Raw genomic sequence first — 15,390 nt, 5'->3', positions numbered from 1 at the left:
TAAAATAGCCATCACATGACCATGAGAAAGACTTCTAATCACTTCAAAATGATTGGGAATACCTTCAGTCATGGACAGTGTTGCTCCTTTAAGAGCCAGTTTCAGATTGTCGATAATATCATCGGGTAATTTTGAGAGATTAGCCAGGGTTCTTTTTTTGACTTGATCTCCTTCTCGATAGGATTCACGAAGAAGAACGGCGGGGGGGGGAATTACGGTTAGGAACTTTTTCTATATACATGACCACTATTTTAGCAAATGGAGAGAATTCTTGTCCATTAATAAATGTTACAAATTACATGGGTACATCAAGAAAAGTTAAGGGGTGTATCCATTGATGGATAAGGGTTTTCGGCTATTATGGTATATATGTATGAGGGAAGTTCAGGTATAAGCGACTGCTAGGCAACGTCGATTTATCGGGTTGCCTAGTGTCTTTTTAGCTGACCAGAATCTTAATTTTTGGCTAGGAATCTTCTTCTCTGGGATTTTTAAAACCTAGAGCCAAACCCACTTAACCCCCTGAAAAAGACAATAGCTTTTATGCTCTCGTCTTATTTTGATAATAGTCGCGGGTTCCCTTGGCATCTAGGGCTTCACCGAGACGATCAATGGCGTGGGCGTAGGCGGCGGTACGCAGAGATATATCGAATTCCTGGGCGAAAGACCAGACTTTTTCCGCTTCTGTCACCATTCTTTCTTTTAAGCGCTCATTTATCTCGTTTAGTTGCCAATAAAGACCGCTGCGATTTTGCACCCATTCAAAATAACTCACCGTTACCCCACCCGCGTTAACTAGAATATCGGGGAAAACGAGAATCCCTTTTGAGTCTAAAATGCGATCGGCTTCTGAGGTAGTCGGACCATTGGCCACTTCAAAGATATATTTTGCCCGCACGCGATCGGCATTTTCGGCGGTAATTTGGTTTTCTAGGGCAGCTGGAATCAAAATATCCACATCTAGGGCTAATAATTCTTCATTAGTAATCGCCTCGTGTTCCACGATATTACACACGGTACCCTCACAGTAAATAGCAGTAATCCCGCGATGTTCCTGTTTATACTCACGAATACTGGCAATATCTAGCCCTTTTTCCCGATAAATGCCGCCCTGGGAATCACTTACCGCCACCACTTGATAACCAGCTTTGGCGAGAAGATCCGCCACTACAGCCCCAGCGTTACCGAATCCCTGGACGGCTACGGTAGTATTAGCGGGTTTTTTGTCTAATTTCGGCAAAAGAGAGTGAATAACATGAAAAGCCCCCGTTCCCGTCGCCGTATCGCGGCCGCGACTGCCTCCCATGGTTAAAGGTTTCCCCGTCACCACCGCCGGACTAATTTTACGCTGAATGATGCTGTACTGGTCCATCATCCAACCCATGATCATCTCGTTGGTATAGACATCGGGGGCAAGAATATCGACATCGGGACCGATAAAGTCGGCTATACCCTCGATATAGCCCCGGCTAAGACGTTCTAACTCGGCTTTTGACAATTCTTTCGGATTGAGGGTAATGCCGCCCTTAGCCCCACCAAAGGGCAAATCCAGCAGGGCGCATTTAAAGGTCATCCAAAAGGCTAGGGACTGCACCTCATCGATGTTGACGTTGGGATGATAGCGCACCCCTCCTTTGCCGGGGCCGCGGGTGTCATCGTAGCGGACGCGGTAGCCTTGGAAGATTCTTAAAGTGCCGTTGTCCATACGGACGGGTATGGAGACGCTGAGACTAGCTTTGGGATATTTTAACCGCTCGATCGCATCATCGGAAATGGAGACATACTTAAGGGCCCGTTCTAGGCGACTGCTGGCATCGGTAAAGAGTGATTTCGACATGATTTTTTTCCCCCTATCTATCCCCATTAGAACATGAAAAAAAGTATATTTCGCTACAGTTTATTTTTCTTAATTAACCATGAGCGGGAATCGCCGAGTATTGGAAATTTTAGTACAAATGCTCGAACTGCCCCTCCCTGCTCGGCAGCTCCGGCGCTCCCCTGCAATCTTAACGAGTGATTTAGATAATGAGATACAAGAATCAGCCATCAGCGAAAAGCTGATGGCTAAAGATAGGAAATCTGAGGCCGAAAAACAGCCAAGTTTTAGACGACATTACCTGCTGTGGCAGTAATAATTTGACGTACTTGAGCATCGGTCAGATTCGGATTGGCATTCAACATTAAGGCCACCACTCCAGCCACATGAGGTGCTGCCATGGAGGTTCCATTCAAGAAACCATAGCCACCATTAGGGAGAGTAGAATACACTTGCACGCCTGGAGCGGTGACATAGCTCATCGAAGAATTGGAACCAGCACGATTGGAGAAGGAAGCCATCTGGTTAGAACTATCAACGGCACCTACGGCAAGACCCCAAGAGGTGGCACTGGAAGCGGGATAACCGGGTTGAGCTGCCCCCTCATTACCAGCGGCCATAACCACGATAACACCGCGACTGCTGGCATACTGGAGGGCGGATTGAACCGCACTGTCAGTGCTACCACCCCCCAAACTCATATTAATTACATCGGCACCGTTGTCCACAGCGTAGCGAATTCCCTGGGCAACGCCACTATAGCTGCCACTACCGGAATCGCTCAAAACTTTCACCGGCATAATTCTGGAATTGTAGGCCACACCAGTGGCTCCGAAACCATTATTAACAGCAGCAATGGTTCCCGCCACATGAGTACCATGGCTGTTACCATCTAAAGTGTTATTATTGCCATTGGCAAAGTTCCAGCCATAAACGTCATCAACGTAACCGTTGCCATCGTTATCAAGGCCATCATTGGCAATTTCGCCCGCATTCGTCCAAATATTGCCCGCTAAGTCGGTATGATTGCGGTCAACTCCTGTATCTAGTACAGCAACGACGATTCCTTGTCCTGTATAACCTCTTGCCCAAGCCTCGGGAGCATTAACTAAGTTAACCCCCCAGTCATTAGCACCACCAAAAGTGGGGACATTGGCAAAAGGACTTTCATTCAAGGCTCCGGCGACGGCTGCTGCGGCATTAACTAAACCGTATCCTGAAATGGCACTATATCCGGGTGTGACTGTGGCTGTGGTCGCCGACAGGGTTAAGTTATAGTTAGTGCTGCCACTGTAGGGATAAACCCGGACAAAGTAAGTACCCGCACTGAGTTGACGAGCAATACTCTCACTGCTGTTATTGCCATTAGTGGAGCTAGTAATCACACTGCCATTACTATCTAATAAGGACACATCAGCATCGGCACTTAATCCCGTTAAATTCAGGCTAAAGTCGCTAGTAGTTCCTAAACTAAAACGATAGTAATCATTGCTGTCTGTAGAACCAATAAAATCACTATAGCTGGTGGGAGTTGCCCCAATAGTGATATCACGGGCCGTTGCTAAGGTATTACCGGCGTTGTCTGGAATCTCTACAGGAGCGGCAGCTAAACTTAAGTTATAGTTAGTGCTGCCACTATAGGGATAAACCAGGACAAAGTAAGTACCCGCATTGAGTTGACGAGTAATACTCTCACTGCTGTTATTGCCATTAGTGGAGCTAGTAATCACACTGCCATTAATATCTAATAAGGACACATCAGCATCGGCACTTAATCCCGTTAAATTCAGGCTAAAGTCGCTGATATCTCCTAAACTAAAACGATAGTAATCATTGGTGTCTGTAGAACCAACAAAATCACTGTAGCTGGTGGGGCTTGCTCCAATGGTGATATCACGGGCCGTTGCTAAGGTATTACCGGCGTTATCAGGAATCGTTACAGCAGCGGCAGCTAAACTTAAGTTATAGTTAGTGCTGCCACTGCGGGGATAAACCCGGACATAGTAAGTACCCGCGTTCAGTTGACGAGTAATACTCTCATTGCTGGTACCGCTATTAGTGGATTTAGTAATCACACTGCCATTACTATCTAATAAGGACACATTAGCATTGGCACTTAATCCCGTTAAATTGAGGCTAAAGTTGCTGGTGGTTCCTATACTAAAACGATAGTAATCATTGCTGTCTGTAGAACCAACAAAATCGCTGTAGGTGGTGGGAGCCGCTCCAATTGTGATATCACGCGCCGTGGCTAAGGTATTGCCAGCTAGGTCAACAGAACTGGAAAGACCCGCAAAATTACTTTGACCCGTTAAAAAATCATCGTCGTTAGACCAAGGGGAAAGGGATTGGGATGATTGCCAGCGATTTTCTTGTCCTAGCTGGTATTCTTCCACAGAGTTGCTTAAAAAGCCAGAATCCATGCCCTGGAGACTTTTGCGGAAAACAGGGGTAATCAAGTCGGAGCGTCCTAAACCTGATTCCACCACAAGGGTTGGTAACTGGAAGATATCATCTAAAACATTGCTGTCTGATAGGTCGAAACTTGGGTCAAGCATATTTTTTCTCCTTAAGTGCTTCAGATGTGAGGTCAGGGGTTGGTTCCTAACTGTCGATACTTATTTCTGGGGAGTTGGGGGTTATTTCGATCTCCGCTCCCCTTTACCGTCCTATGGTATATAAGTCAGGCGAAAACTTTGACTGAATATATACTGGGGGTGCGATCTAATCTTATGCACTTAGTGGCTATGGTGGGAAAAATTGATGACTTATTCCCCGCTAGGAATTTCTGAAAATCTGAGGAGTCTAGACTATCTATAAAGTTATAGAGGTCGTTGGCGGCAAAGTTATCTATCATGGTGTTCCGGTCGTTTTTTAGTGGTTAGATGGCTGAGATAACAATCAAGAATATCTGATCAGACAGACAATATCTGTGAGCTTTTGGGTAAGTCCCATAAAGAGTAGGCCAATTCAAATTTGAATTGCATTACTGTCCGAGTTTGTACGCCAATTCAAATCTGGATTCCACCACAATCTGATCTTATTCCATAGAATACCTTGAATGAGGTTCGACAGTCAAGACATTTTGGAAGACCTATGAATTACAAATTATGAATTATGAAGTGGGGTGATAGAATTATGAATGATAAATTATGAATTATGAATGATAAATTATGAATTATGAATGATAAATTATGAATGATAAATTATGAATTATAAATTATGAATTATAAATTATGAATTATAAATTATGAATTATAAATTATGAATTATGAAGTTGGGAGACCACTTCGTGCGCGTTGCGGGGGGTGATGGGATGGGGAGATAGGGAGATGGGAGCAGGGAGAAAAAGCGTTCGACAAAAGCTCACGCCGAAGCCTGACTCCTGACGAATGTTACGATTGTTACAACATCTTGACATTAATTCTGATACCCTGACAATGTGTCAATCTGTGCAGTAATGGGGCAGAAACTCAGGTGGTATCGATCTATATTTCTATTGTTGAGGGCAACCCGCACTTGCGATCGCTATTAGCTTGGCATCTGCAACAGGCCGGTTATTTGGTTAATCAATCGGCAACCCTGCAAAGTGCGCGTCAAACTTTCCTTCATCGTCAACCAACCTTAGCAATTATCGATTCCGATTTGCCAGATGGGGATGGGATCGAACTCTGCCGTTGGCTTTATCAACAAAAACAGTCTTTAATACTGATTCTCTCGGCCCGCAATGGCGAAAAAGATGTGGTCAATGGTTTAAAAGCCGGGGCCGACGACTACCTGAAAAAGCCCTTTGGAATGCAAGAATTTATGGCTAGGGTAGAAGTGTTAACCCGTCGTTTAGGCAGTAGGGCTGCTCCCCTACACTTGGATTATGGGCAATTAAAAATAGATTTAGCCCAAAGACGGGTACAATTTCGCGGGGAGTATATCGAATTAACCCCCCAAGAATTTAGCCTACTCTACGTTTTAGCCCAAGCGGAGGGAACACCCCTATCAAGAGCCGATTTACTGCGTCGCGCTTGGCCCGAGGAAATCGATAACCCCCGGACAATTGATACTCATGTTCTCTCTCTGCGGAAAAAAATCGAAAGCGATCCTAGACAACCTAATTTAATTCAAACCGTCCGCAACGTCGGCTATCGTTTCAATCTAGAAATGTTGGCCGAGATCAATTCAGCTTTAGAAGCTAATATTATTGCTTCCACCAAAGGCAATCATAACGGTCATTCCATGAGTAAAATCCCCGCTCACAATGTTAGTCGTTAATTCTGCCTTTGTCCGACCAATGAGCAGATTTTTGGCTGAAATCGTCTCCTAACCCCTGAATCGAAGCAAGGAGACGAAGGGCAAATTAAACCATCGTCACCATTGACCGATCCGCTTGTTGCTGAAATTCCCTCAATAAACGCCGAAATTCGTCGCCGTCAATAGTTTCCTGTTCAATCAGTATATCCACCAAGCGATCAACCGCCATACGATTGTCAAGGATAAGTTTTGTTGCTAAATCGTGGCATTGCTTGACAAGTTCCCGCACTTGTGAATCAATTTTTGCCATCATCGCGAAAGAATGGTCGGCATGATAACCAGCACCAGCACCACCGAGATAGGAATTACCATCCTCCTCTAGGGCAATCAATCCCAATTCCGACATTCCCAGACGCGTTACCATCTGTCGGGCCAGATAGGTGATTTTTTCAATATCATTACCGGCCCCGGTAGTCACTTCATCCTCACCGAAGACACATTCCTCCGCCACCCGTCCCCCTAATAATCCCGCAATTCGGGCTAATAACTGGGAACGACTGGTTAAACCCTGTTCTTCATCAGGAGTGAACCAAGTTAACCCCTGCGCTTGCCCCCGGGGAATCAGGGTGACTTTTTCCACTTGATCGTGACCGGGACAGAGAGTACCGACAATCGCATGGCCGACTTCATGATAGGCGATCAAACGCTTGGCTTTACTATCCACTAAAGCTCGCCCTTCCATACCGGCCACAATCCGATCGATCGCATCGTTGACCTCCTCCATAGTAATCGCCTCTTTGCGCCGTCTAGCGGTAAAAATCGCCGCTTCGTTGAGCATATTCGCCAAATCTGCCCCAGTAAAACCGGGGGTGCGCCTGGCGATCGCATCCAGAGCCACATCAGCAGCCACCTTTTTATCGCGAGAATGGACCTCCAAAATGGCCAAACGTCCCTTAGAATCTGGATAATCCACCACCACCTGTCGGTCAAAACGACCCGGACGCAGCAAGGCCGAATCCAAAACATCAGGGCGGTTGGTGGCGGCAATGACGATAATGCCAGTATTTCCCTCAAAACCGTCCATTTCCGTCAATAATTGGTTCAGGGTTTGTTCCCGTTCATCATTACCTCCCCCATAACCGATCCCTCTTTGACGACCAACGGCATCAATTTCATCGATAAAAACCAAACAAGGGGCATTTTCCTGGGCTTTTCGGAACAAATCTCGCACTCGCGACGCACCAACCCCGACAAACATCTCCACAAATTCCGACCCGGAGATGCTGAAAAAAGGTACTCCCGCCTCTCCTGCGATCGCTTTAGCCAGTAAAGTTTTCCCCGTCCCTGGGGGCCCGATTAACAGGACTCCCTTGGGGATTTTCGCACCAATAGCCGTAAATTTTTCCGGTTGTTTGAGGAATGTTACCACTTCCTCTAGATCTTCCTTGGCCTCATCCACACCGGCCACATCATTAAATTCTATGCCGGTTTTCGCCTCCATCTGAAACCGCGCCCTTGATTTACCGAAGTTCATCGCTTGACCGGAAGCATTAGCAGAACGACGGATAATAAACACCAATAATCCCAAGACGATAATAATCACTAACAGGTTAGTGAGAACATTGATCAAGGCCGAATTGTCAGTGGTGGGGAGAATACCATACTCAATTTTTTTAGCATCGAGTTTCTTGATTAATTCGGGATTTTGGTCAAATAAATTAACTTCTTTCGGGGTATCCTTATCCGTTTGACCGACGAGGGTAACTGCTGCCTGTTGCAAAGAAGGATTGATTTCCACCTTTTTTACCTTGCCTTGCTCGATTTTCTCTAACAATTCACCGTAGGTGAGGGTATTTGGGTTTTTTTGACTCCAAGCAGGATTGACATGGCCAAAGGTTTGCAGAATCATCCAAGTGCTGACAATCCCTTTCCATACTGGCCGATGACCACGATTCTTAGCTGACTTGGCTCTAACTACGGTGAGCGGAGATTTTTGATCCATAATTGACTCTATATCTAGTTACCCTGTATTCATTGTGACAGATCGACTCGATCGTGACCACTGTTCTGTTTTTCCCGGCAAGACCCTGAGGGCAAATAGTGATGACGGTTTTTTGCTATACTGTATTCAGCTAGGTGGTCTAACAACTGCCTATCCCAATCACTAACAGTTTAGGGAAGTGGGTTTCGCCCGCTTTTTTTATTGTCTAAATCATGACCCATCCGCTCATCCCCGACCTGCTGCACCTAGCCACCCCTATCGCTGAAAACTTGGGGCTAGAAGTGGTCGATATCGTTTTCCAAACCAATAAAAGGCCTCCCGTCCTGCGCGTTGATATTCGCAATCTTGCGGGAGATACTGGTTTAGAGGACTGTGAGCAGATGAGTCGGTCTTTAGAAACCGCCCTCGACAGTCAAGAAATCTTACCAGGTGCCTACGTTTTGGAAATATCTAGCCCCGGCATTTCTCGACAACTGAGCAGTGAGCGTGAATTTCAGTCTTTTAAAGGTTTTCCCGTCATCATTACCGGCCAAGATAGCCAGGGAAAACCAAAAGAATGGCGCGGAAAACTGCAAGGTAGAGATGAACAATCTATTTATCTTAACCAAAAGGGTCGCTCCCTGACCATTGATCGCACTACCGTCATCAGCGTCCGTTTAGATGAGCAGCGCAATAATCAGTGATCAGTAAACAGTAATCAGTAAACAGTGATCAGGGATAAGGATGAAGATAAATAACTCACTAACTGATTAACTTAAAACTTACATCTGATAACTGATAACTGATAACTGATAACTGATAACTGATACAAGGCTGACAGATAAAAAACTAATAACTCAAAAGTAAGGAGAAAAAATAATTATGGCTACCGTTAATTTGCCCGGTTTAAAAATAATGCTCGAAGAAATTAGCCAACGACATAATCTGCCCAAAAATGCCGTACAGGAAGCCTTGCGTGAAGCCCTGATCAAGGGTTACGAACGTTATCGACGCGCCCAAAGTTTAGAAAAAGCCGCTCAATTTCATGAAGATTATTTCAATAACTTTGATGTGGAATTAGACGTAGAAGAAGAAGGGTTTCGCATCCTTTCGACTAAAACTATTGTCGAAGAAGTGACTAATCCCGACCATCACATCGGTCTCAAAGAAGTGCAAGAAGTAGCCGACGAAGCCCAATTAGGGGATGAAGTAGTTCTTGATGTCACCCCCGACCAAAGAGAATTTGGTCGCATGGCGGCGATTCAAACTAAACAGGTTTTACTGCAAAAACTGCGGGATAACCAACGCAAAATGATTCAAGAGGAGTTCCAAGATCTGGAAGGAACCGTTTTACAAGCCCGAGTCGTCCGTTTTGAAAGACAGGCCGCTATTGTCATGGTACAAAGCACCTACGGTCAACCAGAAGTGGAAGCAGAACTACCCAAACGGGAACAACTGCCCAACGATAACTATCGCGCCAACGCCACCTTTAAAGTTCTGCTCAAAAAAGTTCTAGAAGGTTCTCACCGCGGCCCGCAATTAATCGTTTCCAGAGCGGCGGCGGGCTTAGTAGTATATCTGTTCGCTAACGAAGTTCCCGAAATCGAGGAGGAAATCGTGCGTATTGTTGCTGTCGCCCGGGAAGCTAATCCCCCCTCCCGTCACGTTGGTTCGCGGACAAAAATCGCCGTCGATACCCTAGAAAGAGACGTGGATCCGGTTGGGGCCTGTATTGGCGCCAGAGGTTCGCGGATTCAAGCCGTGGTGAACGAATTGCGAGGAGAAAAAATCGACGTGATTCGCTGGTCTCCAGATCCCGCCACCTACATCGGCAATGCCCTTAGTCCCGCCCGTATTGACCAAGTTTTGTTCACTAATGCCGAAGAAAGACAAGCATTGGTACTGGTGGCACAGGATCAATTAAGTTTAGCGATTGGCAAAGAAGGGCAGAACGTGCGTTTAGCCGCCCGTCTGACGGGCTGGAAAATCGATATTAAGGATATCGCCCTCTATAAAGGAGAACAAGAGGTAAAAACCGATGAAACCGACCCAGAAGCGCAGGATTTAGACCAAGAATGAACCCCTTCGTCAATTATCGACGCTGTATTAGCTGCCGTCTCTTCGCTCCGAAAGAATCCTTTTGGCGAATTGTCCGACTACACCCGTCCGGACAGATACAATTAGATCAAGGAATGGGAAGAGCTGCCTATATCTGTCCGCAACCTAACTGCCTGCAATTAGCCAGGCAAAAAAATCGTCTCGGACGCGCCCTAAAAGCCAACATTCCCGAAACGCTCTATGAATCCTTGCAAGAGCGCCTCGGGACTGCCAAGCAAGGTCGTCCAAATCAGGATTAAAATTGACGATCATAGCCACAAAATCGTTACCATGGAAAGGGGGCAGTCCTGACAGGATCAAAAAATCAGCCAACTTATAGGATCACTAACACTTTAGCCGGGGGATAATGGATGAGTAACGCGAAAGTCAGAATTTACGATTTATCAAAAGAATTGAATCTAGACAACAAAGACATTTTGGATATCTGTGACCAGTTGAACATCGAGTACAAGAGCCACAGTAGCACGATCAGCGAAGAGGATGCCCAACGCATCAAGGCAATTGCTGCGAAGGGAGTTGTTTCGAGTACCAGCAAAAATAGCACGGGTCAGCGAGAATCGGTTAGTCCTACCGAAGAAAAAAAACAAAAGATTTTAGCCCTGCATAAACACAACCGCCCCGAAACTGGCGAAGAAGGGGAAATCTATCCCGGGTCTGCCGGTTCCTCAGCTAAACCGACTTTAATCAGTCCTCCCCGTCCCCCAGTTAAACCCCTCGTTGCTGCCCCAGGGCGCGACGGTGCGGCCGAAAAAACTCCCCCCACCGCTGCAGAGATGCCATCTCAGTCCGCCAGTGTTAAAGAAACCCCGACCGAAACGCCGCTAGTGCCAGAAGTATCCCCCACCTTAATCGCCCCACCTAATCGACCTTCCCTCACCCCGAAACCACGCCCTGAAAGCGCCTCGGGCCGGCTAGAACCCCGATCTAAAAATGCCCCCGGCAGTAACGACAGGCCGCGGGGAGAAAAACGCGAGCGCGGCGAGAGTGAAAACGTCCCTAGTCCTGAGCGCAGGACTGGCTTGGCTAAACCTGAAAAACCGACCCTCCACCGCAAACCCGACGGAAAAAGCCCGAAACTGGGGGAACCAGCTAGAGAAGTGCGGGAGACGGTGGAATTGAAGCGCCCAGTTCGCCCCGGTATGCCCGCTAAAATCTCGGCTACTGGCGAGGAAGAAACCGACACCACCAAGAAATCCGGTGTTGATGGCACAGAAATCGATACAGATACCGGATTGCTGGGAGCAGACGGGCCCAAAAAACTCAAACGACCGACCATGCCCCTTCGCATGGCCAAAAAATCTAGCTGGGAAGAAGAAGAAGAAGAAGAGAAAAAAGCGGCCAAAACCGCTAAAACTGCTGGCAAAAACAAACGCCGCACCCAAGCTCTCTTTGAAGATGACGATGATCTAGAATCGGAACTATCCGGGTTAATCAATAGCCCCAGTTTTACCCTTTCCACCGCTCGTCCCCCCAAACCGCCCAGCGCTAAAGCTGCCACCCCCAGCACTCCAACAGCAGTCAAAGTTAAGCGGCCCAGTAAACCAACCGCCCACACCGGCAGCCCGAAAAGCGAGCGTCAAGAACCCCAAGAGGAAAAACGCCCGGAAAGCATCGTCATCACCGGCAGTCTTACCGTGCGCGACCTCTCGGAATTGATGAAAGTCCCCGAAACCGAGATCATCAGAACCCTATTTTTTAAAGGGATGGCGGTTAATATCACCCAAACTCTCGACGTGGACACGATCGAAATGATCGCCAGGGACTTCGAGATGACCGTGGAAACCCCCAGCACCCAGTCGGCGGCGATCAAAACCACGGAGATGATCGATGTCTCCGACTGGGAAAGTCTCCAGCGTCGTCCCCCCGTCGTCACCATTATGGGTCACGTTGACCACGGTAAAACCACCCTCCTCGACTCGATCCGCAAAACCAAAGTCGCCCAGGGGGAAGCCGGCGGCATCACCCAGCACATCGGCGCTTACCACGTCGATGTGGAACATAACGGCAAACCGGAACAGATTGTCTTCTTAGATACCCCCGGCCACGAAGCTTTTACCGCCATGCGGGCCCGTGGGGCGAGAGTCACCGATATAGCGGTGCTGGTGGTGGCCGCCGATGATGGCGTGCAACCCCAAACGAAAGAGGCAATTAGTCACGCCAGGGCCGCCGAAGTCCCCATCGTGGTGGCGATTAACAAAGTCGATAAACCCTCGGCTAACCCCGACCGAATTAAACAGGAATTGACCGAACAGGGACTGGTGGCCGAAGATTGGGGCGGTGAGACGATTATGGTTCCCGTTAGCGCCCTGCGGGGTGAAAATCTCGATAATCTGCTGGAAATGATCCTCTTGGTGGCAGAAGTGGAGGAATTGGTCGCTAACCCCGATCGCTTGGCTAAGGGAACCGTGATCGAAGCTAACCTCGATCGCACCAAAGGTCCCGTGGCTACCCTGCTCGTCCAGAATGGTACTCTCCGCGTCGGTGATAGCATCGTCGCTGGTTCCGTTTTCGGCAAAATTCGGGCGATGATCGATGATCGCGGTCAAAAAGTCGAAGCAGCCACCCCCTCCTTTGCCGTGGAAATTCTCGGTCTTAGTGATGTCCCGGCCGCCGGCGATGAGTTCGATGTCTATGAAAGTGAGAAAGAGGCCCGATCAATTGCCGATCAACGGGCGATCGAACAACGCAACACCCGTTTACAACAGGCCCTCTCCTCCCGTCGCGTTAGCCTTAGCACCCTCTCTATCCAAGCTCAAGAAGGACAACTCAAGGAACTTAATCTCATCCTCAAGGCAGATGTGCAAGGTTCCGTCGAGGCCATCCTCGGTGCGCTCAAACAGTTACCCCAAAACGAAGTGCAGATTCGGGTTCTCCTCGCCTCTCCGGGGGAAATCACCGAAACCGATGTGGATCTGGCCGCCGCTAGTGGTGCGGTGGTGGTGGGCTTTAATACCACCCTGGCCAGTGGAGCCAGAGCATCCGCCGATCGGGAAGGAGTTGATATCCGCGATTACAATATCATCTACAAGCTTCTCGATGATATTCAAGGGGCGATGGAAGGTCTTCTCGACCCCGAAGAAGTGGAAGAACACCTCGGTTTTGCCGAAGTGCGGGCCGTCTTCACCGTCGGTCGTGGGGCCGTGGCCGGTTGTTATGTCCAATCCGGTAAACTGGTGCGGAATCGCTTCCTGCGCGTGCGTCGCGGCAAGGAAATTGTTTATCAGGGGGTTCTTGATTCCCTCAAACGGATGAAGGAAGATGCCCGAGAAGTGGCGACCGGTTTCGAGTGCGGTGTCGGTGTTTCTAAATTCAATGACTGGAAAGAAGGCGACATTATCGAAGCCTACGAAATGGTCATGAAACGTCGCACTTTATCCAGTTAATTACACTTGAACCGTCGGGAGTCGGGAGTCAGTTATCAGTTATCAGTCATAATTCCCCCACTCCCCCACTCCCCCATCTCCCCACTTCATAATTCATAATTCATAATTCATAATTTATAATTATCATTTCCCTCTATGAAATCAGAACCTTTTTTGTGGATTCATCTGGCAGGGTTAGCGGCTTTGCCAATCTTTTTACAAATCGCTTGGATTGGTTTAGCTGTGGGCGATCCCTTGCCTTTTCTTTGGCTAGAATGGCTATTTCTGGGAGCGATCGCTATTATTCCAGTCTTTTGGATGCAGTGGACAAAACCTTTTGATATCTTTAGTCTTTTGTTGGTTGCCCTGAAACCGAGTCAACTCACCCCCGAACAGTTAAAAATTCTCTCTCTTTTTCAACGTCCTCGCCATCGTCTTCTTACTCTTTTGGGAGTCGTCCTCTTAATTCTCATCACTTGGCCAATCTACAATTTTGCCCCTCTAGCGGCTGCCGTGGCCGCCTATCTCCCCCAATGGCGGCTTTTAGGTTTAGTGATCGCTGCGATCGCTCTCCTCTTAAGTCACCTATTTCTACAGGTTCCTCTGAGTGTTCTGGGGGTTTTAGCCACTAAGGAAAGTGACTGGACAGCCACCGAAGCTTTAGTTATTGAGCGCATTCCTGAGTTATTTACGATTATTGGTCTAAAAGTTAATAAAATTATCTAAATTAGCAAAAATGCCGACAATTTCGCCTAGGAATGCAGGATCGAGCGCCCGTTTAAGGGTTGAATATTCCTCGCATTACGGGGAAAAATCGCGGCCAATTGTTGCAGTTGTTCGGGAGAAATTTCGATCGCATTTTGCCAGACTAACCAGAGAACATCCTCGCTACAGGGGGGAGTGGACAAAGACCCCCGATATTCATAAAAATCGCTATTTTCCGGCAGTAAAAGCCCGACATTGACCCAAGTATCGGGGATAATCATTTCAGGAGAAGGTTCTTGGGGCAAATAATCCCAAATGGTTTGTAAATAGGGATTATTTGCCCCAATTTCGGCTAAGATGCCCACAACTGCTAAATTTCCCTTCCCATTTCGATGCACTAAATGAATTTCTAGAGGGGAAGACTGACCTTTAATCTGATGTTCGCTGGGATGATGAAAATGGAACTGCAACAAATCCCATTTTTCACCGTGAAAACTCATATTTCCTCCTTTTTCGGTCTGAACTAAGATTGTACGACCGTTATGGCGAATTTTTAGGGGTATAGGACGATAATTAAAGGTGGGGTGGTATAGCTCTTTTTCAGTCACTATACTCAGATCGATCGGTGTTTGTTGCTTTCCCGTGGTGCAGAGGCGATAATTCCTTGATAATTCGCCCCAATGGTCAATATTTTGATAATTCCAAGTAAATTCTGGATTAATAGCCCCAAGAAGAGCCTGAGAGCCTATAAATTGCAGTAATTCTCGTCTATACATGGGATTCAATTCAGCAAACCCTAATTAGAGATTTTCATCGGGATTTATGCCCAATTCCCGCAGTTTAGCCGCTAATTTTGCGGATTTCTGCCTTTCCTGTTCAACTTGGGTTTCTGCCTGTTGTGCCGCTTCTGCGGGAGTGGGTACTAATTCACCTTCGGGGGTAAAATAGCGCAATTTATTGGCAGATAAACCCAAATATAAGCCTAATTGTTGACTCCAGAGCCATCCCTGGGGATTGGGGGCAATCGGTTGATATTGACCGCTAATTAGGGTAAATCCTTCAAATTCTAGGCTTTCTGGGTCAAACCAAAAATAATCGGGAGTGCGAAATATATCTTGATAAATTTGTTTTTTCTCCTCTCGGTCAACTTTGGCGGTACTATC

At 47.3% G+C, this 15,390-nt stretch carries 12 protein-coding genes and 1 pseudogene; 7 read left to right on the top strand and 6 right to left on the bottom strand.

From position 1 onward, the window contains the following. Together IM496_RS05890 and IM496_RS05885 are read right to left on the bottom strand one after the other, a co-directional pair. Window positions 1–241: pseudogene (locus IM496_RS05890) on the bottom strand (IS1634 family transposase N-terminal domain-related protein); the annotation flags it as partial. A 300-nt stretch (window positions 242–541) separates the two neighbouring features. After that, window positions 542–1,837 (bottom strand): Glu/Leu/Phe/Val family dehydrogenase, encoded by a 1,296-nt coding sequence (locus IM496_RS05885; protein ID WP_194017954.1) that lies wholly within the window; start codon window positions 1,835–1,837, stop codon window positions 542–544. Between the two features lie 79 nt (window positions 1,838–1,916). On the opposite strand from IM496_RS05885, the gene IM496_RS05880 reads away from it, so the two are divergent. Then, the gene (locus IM496_RS05880) at window positions 1,917–2,132 is read left to right on the top strand and encodes a hypothetical protein (protein WP_287661520.1); all 216 of its coding nucleotides are present in this window, start codon (window positions 1,917–1,919) and stop codon (window positions 2,130–2,132) included. Here IM496_RS05880 and IM496_RS05875 read toward each other — a convergent pair. Then, window positions 2,104–4,374 (bottom strand): S8 family serine peptidase, encoded by a 2,271-nt coding sequence (locus IM496_RS05875; RefSeq protein WP_287661519.1) that lies wholly within the window; start codon window positions 4,372–4,374, stop codon window positions 2,104–2,106. The genes IM496_RS05880 and IM496_RS05875 overlap by 29 nt on opposite strands. 919 nt (window positions 4,375–5,293) lie before the next feature. On the opposite strand from IM496_RS05875, the gene IM496_RS05870 reads away from it, so the two are divergent. Next, complete coding sequence (locus tag IM496_RS05870; RefSeq protein WP_194014431.1) at window positions 5,294–6,082, top strand: response regulator transcription factor; 789 nt, start codon at window positions 5,294–5,296, stop codon at window positions 6,080–6,082. 85 nt (window positions 6,083–6,167) lie between these two features. Here the strand turns inward: IM496_RS05870 and ftsH are convergent, their stop codons facing one another. Then, complete coding sequence (gene ftsH, locus IM496_RS05865) at window positions 6,168–8,063, bottom strand: ATP-dependent zinc metalloprotease FtsH (protein ID WP_194014433.1); 1,896 nt, start codon at window positions 8,061–8,063, stop codon at window positions 6,168–6,170. Between the two features lie 212 nt (window positions 8,064–8,275). On the opposite strand from ftsH, the gene rimP reads away from it, so the two are divergent. From rimP to IM496_RS05840, 5 genes are all read left to right on the top strand, one after another. Next, window positions 8,276–8,746 carry a ribosome maturation factor RimP gene (gene rimP / locus IM496_RS05860; RefSeq protein WP_185241155.1) on the top strand — a complete coding sequence of 157 codons (471 nt, stop codon included), beginning with the start codon at window positions 8,276–8,278 and terminating at the stop codon, window positions 8,744–8,746. A 178-nt stretch (window positions 8,747–8,924) separates the two neighbouring features. Beyond that, a complete protein-coding gene (gene nusA / locus IM496_RS05855; RefSeq protein WP_104396638.1) occupies window positions 8,925–10,121 on the top strand; it encodes a transcription termination factor NusA in 1,197 nt (398 codons plus the stop codon). Beyond that, complete coding sequence (locus tag IM496_RS05850; protein WP_002738851.1) at window positions 10,118–10,399, top strand: YlxR family protein; 282 nt, start codon at window positions 10,118–10,120, stop codon at window positions 10,397–10,399. The genes nusA and IM496_RS05850 overlap by 4 nt, the downstream gene beginning before the upstream one ends. A 111-nt stretch (window positions 10,400–10,510) precedes the next feature. Beyond that, window positions 10,511–13,543 carry a translation initiation factor IF-2 gene (gene infB / locus IM496_RS05845; protein ID WP_194014435.1) on the top strand — a complete coding sequence of 1,011 codons (3,033 nt, stop codon included), beginning with the start codon at window positions 10,511–10,513 and terminating at the stop codon, window positions 13,541–13,543. A gap of 135 nt (window positions 13,544–13,678) precedes the next feature. After that, window positions 13,679–14,248 carry a low-complexity tail membrane protein gene (locus IM496_RS05840; RefSeq protein WP_287661518.1) on the top strand — a complete coding sequence of 190 codons (570 nt, stop codon included), beginning with the start codon at window positions 13,679–13,681 and terminating at the stop codon, window positions 14,246–14,248. Between the two features lie 26 nt (window positions 14,249–14,274). Here IM496_RS05840 and IM496_RS05835 read toward each other — a convergent pair whose 3' ends face one another. Continuing rightward, on the bottom strand, window positions 14,275–15,003 hold the full coding sequence (locus IM496_RS05835) for a carbonic anhydrase (RefSeq protein WP_287661517.1): 729 nt from the start codon (window positions 15,001–15,003) through the stop codon (window positions 14,275–14,277). Window positions 15,004–15,027: 24 nt separating this feature from the next. Then, the coding region (locus IM496_RS05830) for a Uma2 family endonuclease (protein ID WP_287661516.1) at window positions 15,028–15,390 on the bottom strand (363 nt) is incomplete at its 5' end.

The organism is Microcystis sp. M049S2, assembly GCF_020245625.1.
In the GTDB taxonomy this organism is placed as follows: Bacteria; Cyanobacteriota; Cyanobacteriia; order Cyanobacteriales; family Microcystaceae; genus Microcystis; species Microcystis ichthyoblabe_A.
Note: the sequence above shows the minus strand (reverse complement) of the source record. Positions and strands in the feature narration are given on the sequence as shown.

Excerpts from the sequence above, each read along its gene's own strand:
- IM496_RS05875 (WP_287661519.1), bottom strand. The coding sequence starts at position 4,374 with ATGCTTGACCCAAGTTTCGACCTATCAGACAGCAATGTTTTAGATGAT.
- IM496_RS05880 (WP_287661520.1), top strand. The coding sequence starts at position 1,917 with ATGAGCGGGAATCGCCGAGTATTGGAAATTTTAGTACAAATGCTCGAA.
- IM496_RS05850 (WP_002738851.1), top strand. The coding sequence starts at position 10,118 with ATGAACCCCTTCGTCAATTATCGACGCTGTATTAGCTGCCGTCTCTTC.
- nusA (WP_104396638.1), top strand. The coding sequence starts at position 8,925 with ATGGCTACCGTTAATTTGCCCGGTTTAAAAATAATGCTCGAAGAAATT.
- ftsH (WP_194014433.1), bottom strand. The coding sequence starts at position 8,063 with ATGGATCAAAAATCTCCGCTCACCGTAGTTAGAGCCAAGTCAGCTAAG.
- IM496_RS05840 (WP_287661518.1), top strand. The coding sequence starts at position 13,679 with ATGAAATCAGAACCTTTTTTGTGGATTCATCTGGCAGGGTTAGCGGCT.
- IM496_RS05835 (WP_287661517.1), bottom strand. The coding sequence starts at position 15,003 with ATGTATAGACGAGAATTACTGCAATTTATAGGCTCTCAGGCTCTTCTT.
- infB (WP_194014435.1), top strand. The coding sequence starts at position 10,511 with ATGAGTAACGCGAAAGTCAGAATTTACGATTTATCAAAAGAATTGAAT.
- rimP (WP_185241155.1), top strand. The coding sequence starts at position 8,276 with ATGACCCATCCGCTCATCCCCGACCTGCTGCACCTAGCCACCCCTATC.
- IM496_RS05885 (WP_194017954.1), bottom strand. The coding sequence starts at position 1,837 with ATGTCGAAATCACTCTTTACCGATGCCAGCAGTCGCCTAGAACGGGCC.